This window comes from Novosphingobium sp. KA1 (assembly GCF_017309955.1).
Taxonomy (GTDB): domain Bacteria; phylum Pseudomonadota; class Alphaproteobacteria; order Sphingomonadales; family Sphingomonadaceae; genus Novosphingobium.
In genome coordinates this window covers 1,247,755-1,263,943 of the sequence record NZ_CP021248.1, presented here as the reverse complement: position 1 = coordinate 1,263,943, position 16,189 = coordinate 1,247,755, and the positions used below count along the sequence as shown (strand labels likewise).

Below are 16,189 nucleotides of genomic sequence, written 5' to 3'. Positions count from 1 at the left end.
CAGTGGCCGGTCAGAAGCTGGCGCGGGCGCGCAGGCCCCAGGTCCGCGGCGGCTGCAGGTTCGAGAGGAACACCGGATCGTAGCGCGGCGCGCCAAAGGCGCCGGCACCGGTGCGGATGTGCCCGTTCTCGATGTTCTGGACAAAGGCCTCGACCGTGTACTTGTCGTCCGCCGTGGTGAAGCGGATCGAGGCGTCGGAGCGGAAGTAGGCCTTCTGCTTGTCCCACGAGGTGCCGTTGGTGCCGCGATCGGGCATGTTGTCGTCCGGATCGTTGGCATTCACGAAGGGATTGGCATCGCCGTTGAAGTAGCTCAGCCAGCTGCGTGTCTCGTAGTGGGTGGTGACGCGCGGGGTGATCCGGGCGCCGCTCGCCAGCACGAAGTCATGCTCGTAGCTTGCCGTTGCCGAGAAGCGCGGGGCATGGGCCAGTTCGTTGCCCCTCAGCTGCACGATCGAGGACTGCTTGCTGCCGTCGTAGAGGCGGCCGTCGACGCTTTCGAGATCCTCCAGCCGGGTCTTCTGCAGGGTGGCGGAAAGGTTCAGGCGGTCGTTGCCGGTCAGCGCCGCGCTCATTTCCGCTTCCAGGCCGTAAGCCTTCGCGCCCTTGGCGTTCTGGGTGATCATCTGGCTGCGGATGACGTTGCCTTCATCGTCGCGGAAAGTGACCGCCTGGTTCACCTGGTATCCCTTGAAGTCGGAATAGTAGGCGGCCAGGTTCAGCGTCAGGCGGCGGTCGAACATGCGGGTCTTGAGGCCGACTTCGTAGTTGGTCAGGGTTTCCGGATCGGTGAGGCCCGCATTGTCCTGGATGTTGCCCGACTTGAAGCCGGTCGAGATGCTGGCGTAACCCAGCGTGTCGGCGGCGATGTCGGCATCGACGCGGGCAAGGTAGGTCAGCTTGTCCCACTTGCCTTTCACATCGTTGCTGGAGATCGCGTAGCCGGGCAGCAGGTCGACCAGTTCGGCGGCCGTCGCACCCGGATAGGCGCCGAAGATGCCGCCCTGGCAGGCGTCGGCGGGCAGGGTGTCGGGGCAATGGTCGAACATGACGTTGCGGCCGCCGACGTCCTTCTTCTTGTCCGAAGTGTAGCGCAGGCCGCCGGTCACGCGCAGCCAGTCGGCGGCATGCCACACGGCCTGGCCGAAGGCGGCGCGGCTGTCGATCTGGCGATCGGCCTGGATGAAGCTGCCCGCCCAGCTGAAGGTGCCGTCGCGGTAGCCGTTGCGCTGGTCGATATCGAAGCGGATCTTGTTCTTTTCGTGGCTGTAGTAGGCGCCCAGGATCCAGTCGATGGCATTGTCGCCCGAGGACTTGAGCTGGAGCTCGTGGCTCTGGAAGTCGTAGCGCGACCAGACCGTGGCGTTCTCGTTGAAGGCGCCGAGCGGCAGGTCGTTGCCGCTGGCGTCCACTTCCCCGGTTGGCGGGAGCGCGCCGGCGTCGGCATCGGTGCGGGTGCTGCCGCCGATGCGGGACCAGCCGGCGATGTAGCTGAGCTGGATGCCGTCGGTGACGTCATAGTTCATGGTACTGCGGACCGCCACCGAGTAACGGTCGGTATCGGGCGCGGTATCGCTGAGCGTCGACCAGCGTCTGGTGCCCGCGCGCGGGGTCTGGAGCAGGCCGATCACCGGAGCGCCGTCGTCCCAGAAGGCTTCGCCGGAGAGGTTCCAGGAAAAGCGCTCGCCCGGCTGCCAGAGCATCGAGACGCGGCCCGAGCGCTGGTCGGCGGCGTAGTACTTCTTGCCCGAGGTGACAAAGGCGGACTTGTTGATGCCGGCGACATCGGGCGCGGGCTGATAGTCGGCATAACCGTCATGCCGGTCGCTGACGAAGGCAACGCGGAAGGCCAGCGTGTCGGTGACCGGGATGTTGATCGCGCCGCGCACGCCGAACCGGTCGTAATTGCCCGCGGTGACTTCGACATTGCCCTCGAATACGCCGAGTCTGGGCTTGGCCGAGATCAGGCTGAGCGCGCCGACGGTGGCGTTGCGGCCGAACAGCGTGCCCTGCGGCCCTCGCAGCACTTCGACGCGTTCCATGTCGTACATCAGCACCGAGGCGCCCTGCGAACGCGGGGAGTAGATGCCGTCGACATAGATGGCGACTTCCGGGTCGGCCACTTCGGTATAGGCGCTGTCGTTGCCGATGCCGCGCAGCGTCAGCAGCACGGCGGACTGGTCACCCTGCTGGTTGAACTGGAGCGAGGGCACGAAACGCGCAAGGTCGGTCACGTCCTTCACGCCGTTCTTGGTCAGGGTGTCCTGGCTGAAGGCCGAGATGGCGATCGGCGTGGACTGCAGGGTGGTTTCGCGGCGCGTGGCGGTGACGATGATGTCGCCGTCGGAAACGGTCACCGGCGCGGCTACCGGCGGTACGGCTGCCTGCGGTACAGCTGCCTCTTGGGCGTGCGCTGCGGATACGGAAAAAAGACAAGCCGCGAGCGCCGTGCCCGCGACGAGATCGTGCCTCGTCATGAAATCCTCCCAATGTGTTTCTACTTTGTGAGGCTGCAATGACCCGATCCTGACAACGATGTCAACCGTCATTCTGACATCGTTGTCAGTTTGGCGGCTCGCCGTGTCGATTTTGTCGATCTTGCGATTTGCCATCTCTGGAGCGGTGCCATAGGTCTGCACGATGTCTTGTGCCGCCTCTTCCAGCACGATCCCGGCGACGGCTTCGGACACCGCCGAATCCGTGGTCCGGCGGCTGCTGGCGCTCTCGGTCGGGGTGTTTTTCATCGGCGGTTTCCTGAGCGCTTCGGTCAGCCTGCTGGTGCCGCAGCTCAAGTCGGTTCTGGCGCTGGACTACGGCAAGGTGCTGCTGGTCCAGTTCGCGTTTCATGCCAGCTACCTGCTCTTTGCGCTGCCCGCCGCGCTCGCCGTCGTGCGAATCGGCTACATGCGGGCGATCGCCTCGGGGCTGGCGGTGATGGCGGCGGGCTGCCTGGCCTTGGCGGCGGCGCAGGGCCTGCGGGACTTCGCGCTCATTCTCGGCGCCCTGTTGCTGCTGTCCTCGGGGCAGACGGTGTTGCAGATCGCGTCGAATACCGTCGTCACCGTGATCGGGCCGTCGCGCCGCTCCGCGTTCCGGCTCAATCTGCTGCAAGGTTTCAATTCGCTGGGAACGGTGCTCGGCCCGCTGGTGAGCGCGCCGTTCCTGCTCGCCGACGTTCACCGGGGAGAGGGGCGGGACACGGCCGCGGCCTTGCCGTTCGTGGCGACCGGCGCGGTTCTGGCGGTTCTCGCGGTAGTCTACCTGCGTCATCGCCGCTTGCTGGCGCGGGAGGACGCTGGGGGCGGGACGCGGGCCGATAACCGCCTCCGGCGGATCCTTGCGGTGCTGCGGGACCGCCGGCTGTGCTGGGGCATCTTTGCCATCTTTGTCTACGTCGGCGCGGAAGTGACGGTCGGCACACTGATGACTAACGTGCTGATGCTGCCCGAACGACTGGGCCTGTCGCCGGTGAGCGCCGGGCGGCTGGTCAGCTTCTACTGGGCGGGGGCCATGGCCGGGCGTTTTGCCGGAGCCTGGCTGATGACACGGATCGCCGAGGCGCGGCTGCTGCTCGTTGCGGCGGTGGCGGCGGGCGTTCTGGCAGCGGCGGCGGCTGGACTTCCCGGCGCGGCGGGGGCTGCGGCGCTCATCGCCATCGGCCTGTGCAACGCGATCATGTATCCCACGATCTACGCCCTGGCGATGCCCGCCGATGCGGCCGACGCGCCGCTCGCGTCGATGTGGCTGTGCATGGCCGTGGTGGGCGGCGCGATCGTGCCGTTGTTGACCGGGGCGGCGGCGGATGCCATCGGCCTCCTGCCGGCCTTGCTGCTGCCCGCGCTCTGCTATGCCGGGGTCGCGCTGTTTGCGGCGATGTGTCTGCGGCCAGGAAAGATGTCGGCATGAGTGTTGTCACGATCAAGGATGTCGCGGCCCGCGCCGGTGTCTCGCCCAAGACGGTGTCGCGTGTCATCAATGGCGAGGCGCACGTGCGCGCGGAACTGCGCGAGGCGGTGCAGCGGGTGGTTGCCGAGCTGGACTATCGCCCCAACGCCTTTGCCCGCAGCCTGTCGAGTTCGCGGTCCTATCTGCTCGGGCTGTTCATCGACGATCCGGTGTCGGGGTATGCGGCGGACATCCAGCACGGGGCGCTGATCGGCTGCCGTTCGCGCAGCTATCACCTGGTGGTGGAACCGGTCGACCTGTCGGTCCGGGGATGGGCCGACGAAGTGCGGGCCGGCATCGCGGCGCTGCGGCTGGACGGCGCGATCGTGGCGCCGCCGATCTGCGACGATCCCGAATTGATGGCGATCTTTGCCGAGGCAGCCGTGCCGACCGTGCTGGTGGCGCCGAGCGCGGCGCCGCCCGGGGTGGGAACGGTGCGCATGGACGACCGCCTCGCGGCGCGGGAGATGACGGAGCACCTGCTGGGCCTGGGGCACCGCGCCATCGCGTTTATCCAGGGGCCGGTGACGCACAGTGCCTCGGTCCGGCGCGAGGAGGGGTTCCGGGCGGCGATGGCCGGGGCGGGGGTCGGGGCGGGGGCCGGAGCGGGGGGCGCGGTCGACGAGCGGCTGGTCGTGCGCGGCGATTTCACCTCGCGCGCGGGGATGGAGCTTGGCGAAAGCCTGGTGACCCTGCCCGAGCCGCCGAGCGCGATCTTTGCCTCGAACGACGACATGGCGCTTGGAGTCCTGATTGCGGCGATGAAATGCGGGATTCCGGTGCCCGAGCGCCTCTCGGTCTGCGGGTTCGACGATGCCCCCTCGTCGCGCACCGCCTGGCCGCAGATCACGACCGTGCGGCAACCCAAGGCGGAGATGGCCAAGGCGGCGGTGGACATCCTGGCCGACCCCCGTTTCCGCCGCGAGGGAAGGGCGGCCGGGGCGGACTTCCAGTTCAGGCTCGCGCATGAACTGGTGCTGCGGGGAAGCACCGGCCCGTTGTTTCCCCGCTGAGCGTCTGTTCGGAAAATGTCCGAAAGGGCGCTGTGAGAGCGGCGCCAGCCCGATGATCCGGGCGTAGCCATTGCTGCGGCGGTCAGGCTCACTTGCCGCCGGGCGGCGGCGCGCCGAGGTAGAAGCCGGTGTGCGGCGGCTGGTTGTAGGCGGTGTTCTGCCAGGCCACGCCCGCCCGGTAGACCGGGTCCTGCATCAGCGTGACGAAACGATGCGCGGTCGGGTAGGGCGTGGTGTAGATGCGCAGTTCCCGGTTGTCGGCGCGGCGCCAGATCACTTCCTCGCGCCAGTCGCCGATAAGGTCGGCCTGGAGCGCGGGTGTCGCCTTGGTGCCGTTGTTCGCGGCGAGTCCTTCCGGGGCCAGCAGCGGCGTCGCGACGCCGCGCTCCCAGTCCCACTTGGAGATCGTCGTACCGTCCAGCAATTCGCGCAGCAGGTCGCCGTCCCACCAGATCGCGAAGTTGGTCTGGCGCGGACGCGGGCCGATCGGCTGGCCCCGGGTGTCCAGCAGGCGGTCGGAATTGGAGGCCCAGAACTCCTCGCCGTAATGGCGCGGATCGATATCGGCGGAGAGGCCGCGCCCGGTGTCTTCGCGGGCGGGGGTGGTCCACAGCACGTCGCCGCTGCGCGCATCGAGCAGCGCCGAACCGATTCCGCCGTTGCGGCGGATATCCTCGAAGACGCCGAACTTTTCGAGGCCGGGGCGGGCGGGGTCAAGGTCACCCACATGCATGGTGTCGCCGTGGAACAGCGGCCGGGTCCACAGGCCCTTGCCGTCGTCGTCGAGCGCCATCGAGCCGTAGATCACCTCGTCACGGCCATCGCCGTCGACATCGGCGACCGATAGCTGGTGGTTGCCGCGACCGGCATAGTCGGCGTTGCCGGGGCTGGAACTGTCGAACAGCCACCGGCGGGTCAGCTTGCCGCCGCGCCAGTCCCACGCGGCGACGGCGGTGCGGGCGTAGTAGCCGCGTCCGAAGACCATGCTGGGCAAGCGCCCGTCGAGGTAGGCGACCCCGGCGAGATAGCGGTCGGAGCGATTGGCGTAGCCGTCCCCCCATGCGGCGGCGAGTTGTTCGGGTGTGGGATTGCCGCCGGGATAGCGCGGCGGATCATACGGTGCGGTGGCGAGCGCCTTGCCGGTCAGGCCCTCGAAGACGGTGAGGTACTCCGGCCCCTTGACGATGCGTCCCTGCATCGGGGCGACCTTGGTGCCGTCGGCGAGGACCTTGGCGCCGGTGCGGTCCTGCTGCGGCACTTCACCGCCGCTGCTGCGCCAGTCCGCCGCGGGATCGCCGATCACTTTGCCGGCGCCGTCGAGTGTGCCATCGGCGGTTTTCATTGCGACTTCGGCGCGGCCGTCGCCGTCGAAATCGAAGACGAGGAACTGCGTATAGTGGGCGCCCGCGCGGATGTTGCGCCCCAGGTCGATGCGCCAGAGCCTTGTGCCGTCAAGCTTGTACGCGTCTAGGAAGACGTCGCCGGTATAGCCGGTGTGGGCATTGTCGTGGCTGTTGGTGGGATCCCACTTGAGCACGATCTCGTACTGCCCGTCGCCGTCGAGATCGCCTGCGCCGGCATCGTTGGCGGTGTAGGAATAGGCTTCCCCCGCCGGCGTAACGCCGTCGGCGGGCGGAACCAGCGGGATCGAGAGGTAACCGCTGGTCCACGACATCGCAGGCTGCGGACCGGCACGATCGCCGATGCGTTCCACCGCATAAGTGCTTTGCGGTGTGCCCTTCACATCCACGAACGCCGTCGCCGCGCCGGGGCGGGTGACATGGACCGGCTTGCCGTCGCGCAGCACGCGGAAACGCGCATCTTTCGGATCGCTGGCAAGCAGCCGCCAGTCCACGAGGATGCCGGAGGTCTGGGCCGGAACGGCGACCGCGCCGCGATCCAGCCGTTCCGCCGGGCTGCGCTCATCGGCAACGCGCGCGAGGGCGGGCTGTGCGCTTGCGGCTTGCGGGAGGATCGGCTGGATGGCCACAAGGCCGAGCAGGGGCGCAAACGTGCGGATCGGTGCCGCCATTTCGTACATCCTCCGGGCGTTGGATCGCCTTGATCCAAATTATAATATTGCATCCCACATATCGGTTTGGCGGGCGGGCGTCTAGGCTAACCATGCCGCTGCGATCGCGCTGGACATCGCCGGGCGGCCGGATGCGGCACCGACATGACAATGTGTCCACGGCGTGGAATGGCGGGGCAGACCTGCTATCGGTATGGACAGGGGGAGCGGCTGCGTGTCATTGCCCCGTGCCGACGGCGGCTCACCGGCAACGGACCGCGTCAGGATGATGGGTTTCGATCGTTGATGCCTTGCCAAACGTTTGCTCTTGCAATCGAAACAGTAAGGCCTAGCGATGGTGCCGGTATCTCTGCGGGCGAGCTTTCGCGGGGGCACTTCCCGCAGTCGCCGCGTTGCACCGCGGTGAACGGCTGGTGGCGCGGCTGGTCTTTGCCCGCGAAAGAAACCGGGTCTCCGGCTTGAACTCGATGCGTTTGGCGGAATTATAGCTTCATGGATTTCGAAACGCTCCTGTCCCGTTCACCGAATCCCTACATCGTGGTGGACCGCGATCTGACGATCGCCTGGATGAATGATGCCTACCTGCGCGCGACGATGCGGGAGCGGACCGATCTGGTCGGCCGCTATCTGTTCGATGCCTTCCCGAGCGAGGAATCCTCCGACAGCTACAAGTTGCTGCGCTCGTCGCTGGACCGGGTCCTGCACACCGGCAGCCTCGATGAAATTGCCCATATCCGCTACGACATCGCGCGGCCGGACGGCGTGATGGAACAGCGCTACTGGAGCGCGACCCATACCCCGCAGCTCGGCAGCGACGGCGATGTGGAATTCATCCTCCAGCACACCGTCGACGTGACCGAGTTACATGGCCTGCGCAAGCTGCGTGACGAGGCCGGTCTGGTCGGCCGCGCCAAGGCGGTGCAGGCGAGGTACTTCGATCTTGCCCGCGAGGCGGAGTGGCTCAAGGAAGTCTTCGACCAGGCACCCGGTTTCATTGCCATCCTCGACGGGCGGGACCATCGTTTCATCGTCGCGAACCAGGCCTTTCGCGAAATGTTCGGCATCGCCAATCCGGTCGGCCAGCGATTGTCGGACGTCCTGCCCGCTGACGCGGCGACGCCGTTCGCGGGGCAGATCGACGAGGTCCTGCGCACCCGGCTTCCCTACATCGGCGAGAACATTCCCTTCGATCTTCACGCCGATCCGCAGGCCGCGGACGCGCAGCGCCGCGTGGACGTCATCTGCCAGCCCATTCTCGCCCCGGACGGCACCTCGTCGGGCGTCTTCGTGCAGGGGCATGACGTTTCCCTGCAAGCCAGGGCGCGCGAACGTCAGCGGGAGCTGATCGAAGAGCTGAACCACCGGGTCAAGAACAACCTGGCCGTGATCCAGGGCATTGCCCGGCAGACATTCCGGTCGCTGCCGGGGGCCGGCAAGGCGAGCACGGCCTTTGTCGGGCGGTTGCACGCGATGGCGGCCGCGCACGAAATCCTTGCGAGCCAGGACTGGGAGCCGGTGGCGCTGGGGCAACTGGCGGAGAAGGTGATCGCCCGCTCTTCGGCACGAGACGAGATTTCCCGCATCGCGCTCGACGGGCCGGATGTTTTCATTCCTGCCCAGATGACCGGTTCGCTGGCCCTGATCCTCAACGAACTGGCGACCAATGCCGTGCTTCACGGCGCCCTCGGCCGCGAGGGGCAGGTGACGCTGACATGGTCGCCGGACACCGCAGGCGGCGCGTCGAGGCTGTTGTTCGAGTGGCTGGAGACCGGTTGCCGACCCACCGACACGCCCGTCGGCCCCGCCGGCGTCGGCACGATGCTGCTGCGCAACCTGCTCCCTTCCGGCGCCGAACCGCCGGAACTCGACTTTCGCCCCGACGGGTTCCGCTACCGTGCGGCATTCCTGATCGGCTAAGAAGCAGTCTGGAAATTCGTGAAACGCGAATTTCGCGGCATCCGCCCACTTTCCCTCGACCATTCACAGGATGCTGCCGATGGGCGGCCGGGTGATCGTTTATCTGGATGAGGCGGTCCAGCCCGTGTCATGCGCTCGCGGTCCTGTTCATGGACAAGCACCAGGAGCCGGTCGATATGCAGGTCGTCGCTATCGGAAAGACCGAACAGCTTGCGTTCGCGCTCGTCGAAGAGCGTGCGGCCCTTCGAGCTCGAGCGCCTTGGAGATGTCGGTGAAGATCAGCGCCGCCCCGTCGTCCGGACCTCACGAAATGCTGCCATGAGCGGCGATGCAGAGTACCTGCCGCCAAAAGAACCCACTGCATTGTAACGCTATTTTTACAATCGCACTGAATAGGTCGTGGCCCTCTGGGGCATGTCAGACATGGGCCTGAGACTTTTCAATAGGGGGTTCCATGAAGTCGATTTCGGGCGCAGCGGCGACTGCTGCGGCCATCATTCTGCTTTCGGCCTGCAGTGGCGGGAAGCCGGCACCTGAAGCATCGGCAACCAGCGAAGCGGCGTCCGAGGCGGTCGATACCACGGCCAGCGTGGATAGCCCTCAGGTGCCAGATGAGCAGCCGGTAGACGGCGCGCAGTACGCTGCCAACGAGCCTGATGACGGCTTCCTCGACAGCTGCGTTCTCTCTGCCTTTCCCACCGGTGGCCTCGTGCTGAACGGATATGCCCGTGTCGGCGATTTCACGACGCTCATGGCCAACGGGGGACAAGACTTCGGTTGGGAAGCCGACGGCCCCAATCGCTTTGTGTTCCACGCGAACAGGAGCGACAAGCTGACTGGCAAATCAACGACTGTCTCTGCACGTCTGCGCCTGGTCGATGGCAAGCCGATCGAAGGCCAGGCTTGCGGTCCTCAGGTCGCCGTCGTCGAAGGCTTTGCGATCGGCGATCAAGCACTGCCCCCGATCCAGATCTACGCAACGACCAAGCAAGGCGTTACCCGCGCGGCGCGCATGCGAGACAACGGCGACTTCGGCGTGATGCCGTATCATGATCCGGCACCTGTCCGTCCCGGTCCGTACAGCGAGACATATGGCAGCGAGCAAGGCGCTACCATGAACGGCGTTGCTCGAGAGATGGGGCGCTGATGATGGGCATACGGATGAAGTCCGTGGTCGCGACCACTGCGCTTGCCATGGTTGCACCGTCGCAGTCCGCACTCGCGCAATCCGCGTCCGATGCCGCAAATGCCCTCGGCGCGATCATCGGCGCCTTTGGCGAGGCATCAGTTCAAAGCCGCCTCAGGAAAGACGTCGCGTCGATGTCCGCGCCATTGGTGTTCGAGACGGCAAATGGCCCCCTCGATCCCGCCGATGTGTCTGACCCTCGTAATTTTGACATTGCGGGAGTCCGGCTGGGCATGACGCCGGACCAGGCCAAGAAGGCGATCGCGGCCGCCGGCTACACGATCAAGAACGTTGGCGAGCAGAACAGCTTCGATACCGAGGTCAGGAGGATGGTTTCGATGGGACCGAACCTCACCCGGATCAACGTTCCCCTCTACATCAATGCCAGTGGCAAGAATCAGCAAGAGCTCTCCGTTGAGTTCCTCGCGCTCCCGGAGGGGCCGAGAGTTCATCGCATCGAATATCAGATGAACAGCATGGATATGACGCAAGACGCGTTTCGTGCCCAGATCCTTCGGAAGTATGGGGATACCGCCAGCATCGATGAAGGCTCATCCCTCAAGTGGTGCACGGCGAACAACTCCGAGTGCCACCCGCTGACGGAGCAGGCGAACATGGAGGTCGACCTGGAGCGCAAGTTCATCCGTCTTGAGGACGAGGATGAGGCGCGCCAAACGGCGCTTGATGAGCGGCTGCAGTTCGAGATCGATAAGCGCAAGCCGAAAGTCGAGGAAGCCCAGTTCTGACCTGGTTGGTTGGAGGTCCGCGGCGTGAGTCGCCGGCCTCCAACCGATCCACTGCCGCCTTGGGTTGATCTTCCTTCGGACCAACCGTCAAGCGGTGTTCAGACGGATGGGGGGCTTCTTACGTGACCTCGGATAACGCCGGTTGGAACGGGTCGACCTTGTCTGAAGCGTTCTATCTATGGCCGTCAGGGCCACAGGAGAAGTGTCATGGGATTATCAGAATTTGATCCCGCTGCTCGCGAGCGCCAAAGCCCCGTCAGATATGGACGATCCGTTTCTTTCTCGACCAGCATGGGCGGATCCGGGACCGTGCCCTCTTTGATTTGGCCATCGGTTTGCCCTGCGAGGATTCTGGCATCCATTCTCTGCGCCGAACCAAGGCATCGATCATCTGCAAGGCGACTGGAAATCTCCGTGCGGTCCAAATCTTGCTGGGGCACACGAAGATCGAAAGCACGGTCAGATACCTCGGAGTGGATGTGGAGGATGCCCTGACGTTGGCAGAGGGCACCGAAATCTGAGATTACCTGGCTCCTTGCCGGCGCGAGGAGCCAGGCTCCTGTAACTGCTATTCACTACCATGCGGCCTTTGCCCGGCCTCAATGGAAATCCCGCGACTTTGGGAGGATGCGGACATCGCGCGGGTGCTTGCGAAGTTCGCGAGGGGCTTGCGGGCGATGGATTTCGTCGCCGGCAGAAGCCGTGATTGCCATAGCGTGCGTGTGATCGTCGAGGGCGTGCAGCATTGCGCTGCGGTCGACGATCCGGCTGGCCATGAGGTGGACAACGCCTTCCTTGCTGTGCTGGATTTCCCCCTCGATCACCATCAGCCTTGCCGCCATCACGGCGCGGCGCTGCTTTTCCATCTCGCGCGACCACAGCAGCGCGTTGACGATAGCGGTCTCGTCCTCGATGGTGATGAACACCGCATTGCCCTTGCCGGGGCGCTGGCGGATCAGCACCACGCCCGCCACGCGCAGCTTGCGACCGTCTTTGGCGCGGTTCGCCTCCGCGCAGCGTGTCACGCCTTCGCGGTCAAGTGCTTCGCGCAGGAATTGCATCGGATGGCCCTTCAAGGAGAGCCGGGTGGTCTGATAATCGGCCACGATCTCCTCGGCATGGGTCATAGCGGGCAGGTCCGCATCCGGCTCTTTGCCCAGTTCAGGCGCCTGTGTGGCGGCGAAGAGCGGAAGCTGTGCAGGCGGCGTGCGCCGCGCGTCCCACAAGGCCTCGCGCCGGGTGAGGCCGAGCGAACCCAAGGCATCCGCGTCTGCCAGTTTGCGCAGGGCGGCTGGAGGAAGATCGCCGCGGGCCGCCAGATCTTCCATCGAGACGAAGCGGCAGGATTGCCGCGCCGCCACGATCGCCTCCGCCCACTGTGGACGAAATCCGTCGAGGCGGGAAAAGCCGAGGCGCAGCGACAGCTTTCCATCTTGGCCCTCACTGCGTTCGAGCGTGCAGTCCCATTCGCTGGCGTTGACATCGATGGAGCGCACCTCGACCCCGTGATCGCGGGCATCGCGCACGAGTTGCGCCGGGGCGTAGAAACCCATGGGCTGGCTGTTGAGCAGGGCAGCGGCGAACACCGCTGGGTGATGGCACTTGAGCCATGAGGAGACATAAGCCAGCCAGGCAAAGGCCTGCGCATGGCTTTCGGGAAAGCCATATTCGCCGAAGCCGCGGATCTGCTCGAAGCAGCGTTCGGCGAAGTCCTGCGTATAGCCGCGCCTTGTCATGCCGCCGACCAACAGGTCGCGATAATGATCGACCGTGCCGCGATTGCGGAAGGTTGCCATGGCCCGGCGCAGGCCATCGGCCTGCGCCGGGGTGAACCCGGCGGCAACGATGGCCAGTTTCATCGCCTGCTCCTGAAACAGCGGGACGCCCAGCGTCTTGCCCAGCACCTCGCGCAGTTCATCGGGATCGTGCGGCGGTGCGGGGCGAGGGAAGATGACTTTCTCCTCCCCGTTGCGGCGGCGCAGGTAGGGATGGACCATCCCGCCCTGGATCGGCCCCGGTCGCACGATCGCCACCTGGATCACCAGATCGTAGAGCTCTTTCGGCTGCATGCGCGGCAGCATGGCCATCTGTGCGCGGCTTTCGACCTGAAAGGTGCCGATGCTGTCCGCGCGTTGCAGCATCCGGTAGGTTTGGGCGTCTTCAAGCGGAACCGTGGCGAGGGCCAGATCGCCGAGGCCATGCTGCCGCATCAGATCGAAGCTCTTGCGGATGCAGGTCAGCATGCCGAGCGCGAGCACGTCGACCTTCATCAAACCAAGCGCGTCGATATCGTCCTTGTCCCACTCGATGAAGGTGCGGTCCGGCATGGCGGCATTGTGGATCGGCACCAGTTCGTCGAGCCGCCCTTCAGTGAGCACGAAACCGCCGACATGCTGCGACAGGTGACGGGGAAAGCCCAGCAGCCGGTCGACCAGTGTCTTGAGGCGTGCGATCTGCGGATTGCCGATATCGAACCCGGCCTCCGCCACGCGGCTTTCGGGGACGTCATCGCCCCAGTTTCCCCAGATCGTGGAGGATAACCGTGCCGTCACATCTTCGCTCAGCCCCAGCGCCTTGCCCACTTCGCGCAAGGTGCTGCGCGGGCGGTAGTGGATGACGGTGGCAGCGATGCCCGCACGCTCACGCCCATAGCGGGCATAGACGTACTGCATGATTTCCTCGCGCCGCTCATGCTCGAAATCGACGTCGATGTCGGGGGGCTCGTCGCGCTCTTCGGACAGGAAGCGCGAAAACAGGAGCTTCTCGCGCACCGGATCGACCGAGGTGATACCCAGGAAAAAGCAGACCAGCGAATTGGCCGCGCTGCCGCGCCCCTGGCACAGGATCGGCGGATCGAGGCTGCGGGCATGGCGCACGATGTCATGTACGGTGAGGAAATAGCAGGCATAGCCGCGCTGGCGGATCAGCCTGAACTCCTCGGCCAGCACGGTGCGGTAGCTTTCGGGCAGACCGCCGGGAAACAAGGCACGCCCACCTTCTTGGGCGAGCTGCTCCAGCCAGCCTTGAGGCTCCCATCCTTCCGGCACGGGTTCATGCGGATATTCATAGCGCAGGTCGTCGAGCGTGAAGGAAATCCGGCTGAGGAGGTCTGCCGTGGCAGCGATGGCCTCCGGGCAGGCGCGGAACAGGCGCGCCATTTCGGCAGGTGGCTTAAGGTGCCTTTCGGCATTGGCGGCCAGACGCCTGCCTGCCGTATTGATGGTCGCGGCCTCACGGATACAAGTGAGGATGTCCTGCAAGGGGCGGGCGTCGGCATCGGCATAAAGCGCATCGTTGGTGGCGATCAGCGGCACCTTGAGTGCGGCGGAGATGGCTCGCAGCTCGGCCAGCCTGCGCGCGTCGGCACCGGCGCGCGGCATTGTCGCTGCCAGCCAGACCCGCCCCGGACACGCATCGCGCAGGGCGCGCAGCGTCACCCGGTCCGGATGGGTGACGATCAGGGCAAGATCTTGCGCGTGATCCAGCAGGTCGTGCAAGTGGAGCGTGCATTCACCCTTGCTGGCGCGCCGGTTGCCAAGCGTGAGCAGGCGGGTCAGCCGCCCCCAGCCATGCCGCGTCATCGGATAGGCGACGATGTCGGGCGGCGTGTGTCCATCGTCGGGATCGGGCGAGAACACCAGTCTTGCCCCCACGACCAGCCTGAAGCCGCTCGCGGCATCGCCGATCTCGCGCCAGGCGACATGCGCACGAACCACTCCAGCCACGGTATTGCGATCGGCAATGCCGATGCCAGCCATCCCGAGTTTCCACGCCCGCACCAGCATTTCCCCCGGATGCGAAGCACCGCGCAGAAAGCTGTAGTTGCTGGCAGCCAGCAGCTCCGCGAAAGGCAAGCCGCCCTGAGCGGAAGCAGTTCCCCTCATGCGAACAGCCCATGCATGTACCACTGCGGATCGGGCTTCTCGTCGTAGAGCCCGTGCCGGAATATCCAGTACCGTCGTCCCTGAACATCCTCGACCCGGTAATAATCGCGGGTCAGGCCACCCTGGCCTGCACATTCCCCGCCCTTGTGGCGCCACCATTCGTTGGCGATCCGCTCTGGCCCTTCATAAAGCCGCACCTCGTGCAGCTTGCGCCGCCAGCGAAAGCGGTGGGGTGGACCATCGGGCACTTCGGCCAGCACTTCGACGCGCTGGGGCGGGGCGAACAGGAACAGCGGACGCATCGGCGGCTCGCCCTCGGGCGGGCGCGGCCAGGGAACCGGCGCGCGTGCATCCATTGCCGGCAGGGCCAGCTGCGCCTGTTCCGGCAAATGGCTATCGCGCGGAATAAGGCGCTGCAGACAGTCCGACCCCAGTCGCGTGCTGAGCCGCTCGATCAGCTCTGCCAGCTCCGCCTCATCCTTTTCCCTGCCTTCAAGGCTCGGCTGGCTGGCTGGCAAAGGGTCGGTCGCGGGCAGAAAGAGCCCGATGCGATCATAGCCAAAGCCGGGATCGAGCGGGTCGGCAAGGCTGGCGATCCGCTCGTCGAGCAGACGCAGCACCAGCGTGGGATCACGGGTTGCTCTCCCCGTCTCGATAGCCAGACGATGGCGGGCTCCATCGCTGCGATACAGCGTCAGCACGAAACGGCGCCCCCCCAGATCGCGTTCGGCCAAGACGGTTGCGGCCTCCTGCAATAACGCCATGAACACCGCCGCGATCGTGGCCTGCAACGCGATGGGTTCGGCAAAACGGCGCTCGAAATGCAGCGGCTCGGGATCTCGCAGCACGTCGATCGGAGTCTGTTCCTCTCCGGTCAGGCGGTAAAGTGCGCTGATCGCACCTGCGCCGAAACGGGCTGCGATGGTGGCTGACGGTCGTGCTGCCAGATCGCCGATCTGCCTCAGCCCCGCGCGGTTGAGCGCCAGCGTGGAGTTGGCATCGAGCCCCAGCGCCAGCACTGGAAGCGCACGGATCGCCGCGCGCTCGTCACGGATGGGCAGAGCGCCATGACGCGCCAGTGCCTGTGCCGCTTGCGGGGTAGAGGCAATGGCATGGCGCAGCGTCATGCCGATGGCCGCCATCGCCGCCTCGATCTGCGCGCACAGCCCGTTTTCCCCACCGAAGAGGTGATCCACGCCCGCGATATCGAGCGTGATCCCATCCGGGGCCGCCAATGTGACACGCGGCGACCAGTCGAGGCAATCGCGTGCCAGGCGGTCAAGCCATTGGCGATCCGCACCTTCATCCATTTCGGTGATGACAAGTTCCGGCTCCAGGGCGCGGGCGTCGGCCAGGGTCATGCCCGGGGCAACCCCCAGCGCCTGTGCCCTGGCATCCACCGCCGCAAGCCTGAGCGCGCCTCCGGCCTTGGCGACCATCGCCAGCGGCGGCAGCGACACATCGCTC

General features: G+C 65.8%; 9 protein-coding genes and 1 pseudogene. 6 read left to right on the top strand and 4 right to left on the bottom strand.

Translation table 11 applies throughout. The features are described 5' to 3' along the window. Positions 1-10: 10 nt before the first annotated feature. Complete coding sequence (locus CA833_RS23430; RefSeq protein WP_207080396.1) at positions 11-2,476, bottom strand: TonB-dependent receptor; 2,466 nt, start codon at positions 2,474-2,476, stop codon at positions 11-13. A 163-nt stretch (positions 2,477-2,639) separates the two neighbouring features. Between CA833_RS23430 and CA833_RS23425 the strand changes: the two genes are divergently transcribed. Both CA833_RS23425 and CA833_RS23420 read left to right on the top strand, forming a co-directional pair. After that, positions 2,640-3,905 (top strand): MFS transporter, encoded by a 1,266-nt coding sequence (locus tag CA833_RS23425; RefSeq protein ID WP_207080395.1) that lies wholly within the window; start codon positions 2,640-2,642, stop codon positions 3,903-3,905. Next, complete coding sequence (locus CA833_RS23420; RefSeq protein WP_207080394.1) at positions 3,902-4,957, top strand: LacI family DNA-binding transcriptional regulator; 1,056 nt, start codon at positions 3,902-3,904, stop codon at positions 4,955-4,957. Before CA833_RS23425 ends, CA833_RS23420 begins: the two co-directional genes overlap by 4 nt. A gap of 88 nt (positions 4,958-5,045) precedes the next feature. Here the strand turns inward: CA833_RS23420 and CA833_RS23415 are convergent, their stop codons facing one another. After that, the gene (locus tag CA833_RS23415) at positions 5,046-6,989 is read right to left on the bottom strand and encodes a rhamnogalacturonan lyase (protein ID WP_207080393.1); all 1,944 of its coding nucleotides are present in this window, start codon (positions 6,987-6,989) and stop codon (positions 5,046-5,048) included. A gap of 492 nt (positions 6,990-7,481) precedes the next feature. Here CA833_RS23415 and CA833_RS23410 point away from each other — a divergent pair, with 492 nt between their 5' ends. The 4 genes and pseudogenes from CA833_RS23410 to CA833_RS23395 all read left to right on the top strand — a co-directional run. Then, positions 7,482-8,906 (top strand): sensor histidine kinase, encoded by a 1,425-nt coding sequence (locus CA833_RS23410; RefSeq protein ID WP_207080392.1) that lies wholly within the window; start codon positions 7,482-7,484, stop codon positions 8,904-8,906. A gap of 454 nt (positions 8,907-9,360) precedes the next feature. After that, a complete protein-coding gene (locus CA833_RS23405) occupies positions 9,361-10,053 on the top strand; it encodes a hypothetical protein (RefSeq protein ID WP_207080391.1) in 693 nt (230 codons plus the stop codon). A gap of 14 nt (positions 10,054-10,067) precedes the next feature. Further along, a complete protein-coding gene (locus tag CA833_RS23400; RefSeq protein ID WP_207080390.1) occupies positions 10,068-10,838 on the top strand; it encodes a hypothetical protein in 771 nt (256 codons plus the stop codon). 239 nt (positions 10,839-11,077) lie between these two features. Beyond that, positions 11,078-11,359, top strand: a pseudogene (locus tag CA833_RS23395) (tyrosine-type recombinase/integrase); the annotation flags it as partial. 78 nt (positions 11,360-11,437) lie between these two features. On the opposite strand, the gene CA833_RS23390 reads toward CA833_RS23395, so the two are convergent. Then, positions 11,438-14,722, bottom strand: coding sequence for an error-prone DNA polymerase (locus CA833_RS23390; protein ID WP_207080389.1), 3,285 nt, complete (start codon positions 14,720-14,722; stop codon positions 11,438-11,440). Continuing rightward, a complete protein-coding gene (locus tag CA833_RS23385; RefSeq protein ID WP_370584624.1) occupies positions 14,719-16,161 on the bottom strand; it encodes a DNA polymerase Y family protein in 1,443 nt (480 codons plus the stop codon). Before CA833_RS23385 ends, CA833_RS23390 begins: the two co-directional genes overlap by 4 nt. Between the last annotated feature and the right edge of the window lie 28 nt (positions 16,162-16,189).

Coding starts and splice junctions, on each gene's coding strand:
- CA833_RS23430 (WP_207080396.1), bottom strand. CDS start 2,476: ATGACGAGGCACGATCTCGTCGCGGGCACGGCGCTCGCGGCTTGTCTT.
- CA833_RS23425 (WP_207080395.1), top strand. CDS start 2,640: ATGTCTTGTGCCGCCTCTTCCAGCACGATCCCGGCGACGGCTTCGGAC.
- CA833_RS23420 (WP_207080394.1), top strand. CDS start 3,902: ATGAGTGTTGTCACGATCAAGGATGTCGCGGCCCGCGCCGGTGTCTCG.
- CA833_RS23415 (WP_207080393.1), bottom strand. CDS start 6,989: ATGGCGGCACCGATCCGCACGTTTGCGCCCCTGCTCGGCCTTGTGGCC.
- CA833_RS23410 (WP_207080392.1), top strand. CDS start 7,482: ATGGATTTCGAAACGCTCCTGTCCCGTTCACCGAATCCCTACATCGTG.
- CA833_RS23405 (WP_207080391.1), top strand. CDS start 9,361: ATGAAGTCGATTTCGGGCGCAGCGGCGACTGCTGCGGCCATCATTCTG.
- CA833_RS23400 (WP_207080390.1), top strand. CDS start 10,068: ATGAAGTCCGTGGTCGCGACCACTGCGCTTGCCATGGTTGCACCGTCG.
- CA833_RS23390 (WP_207080389.1), bottom strand. CDS start 14,722: ATGAGGGGAACTGCTTCCGCTCAGGGCGGCTTGCCTTTCGCGGAGCTG.
- CA833_RS23385 (WP_370584624.1), bottom strand. CDS start 16,161: ATGGTCGCCAAGGCCGGAGGCGCGCTCAGGCTTGCGGCGGTGGATGCC.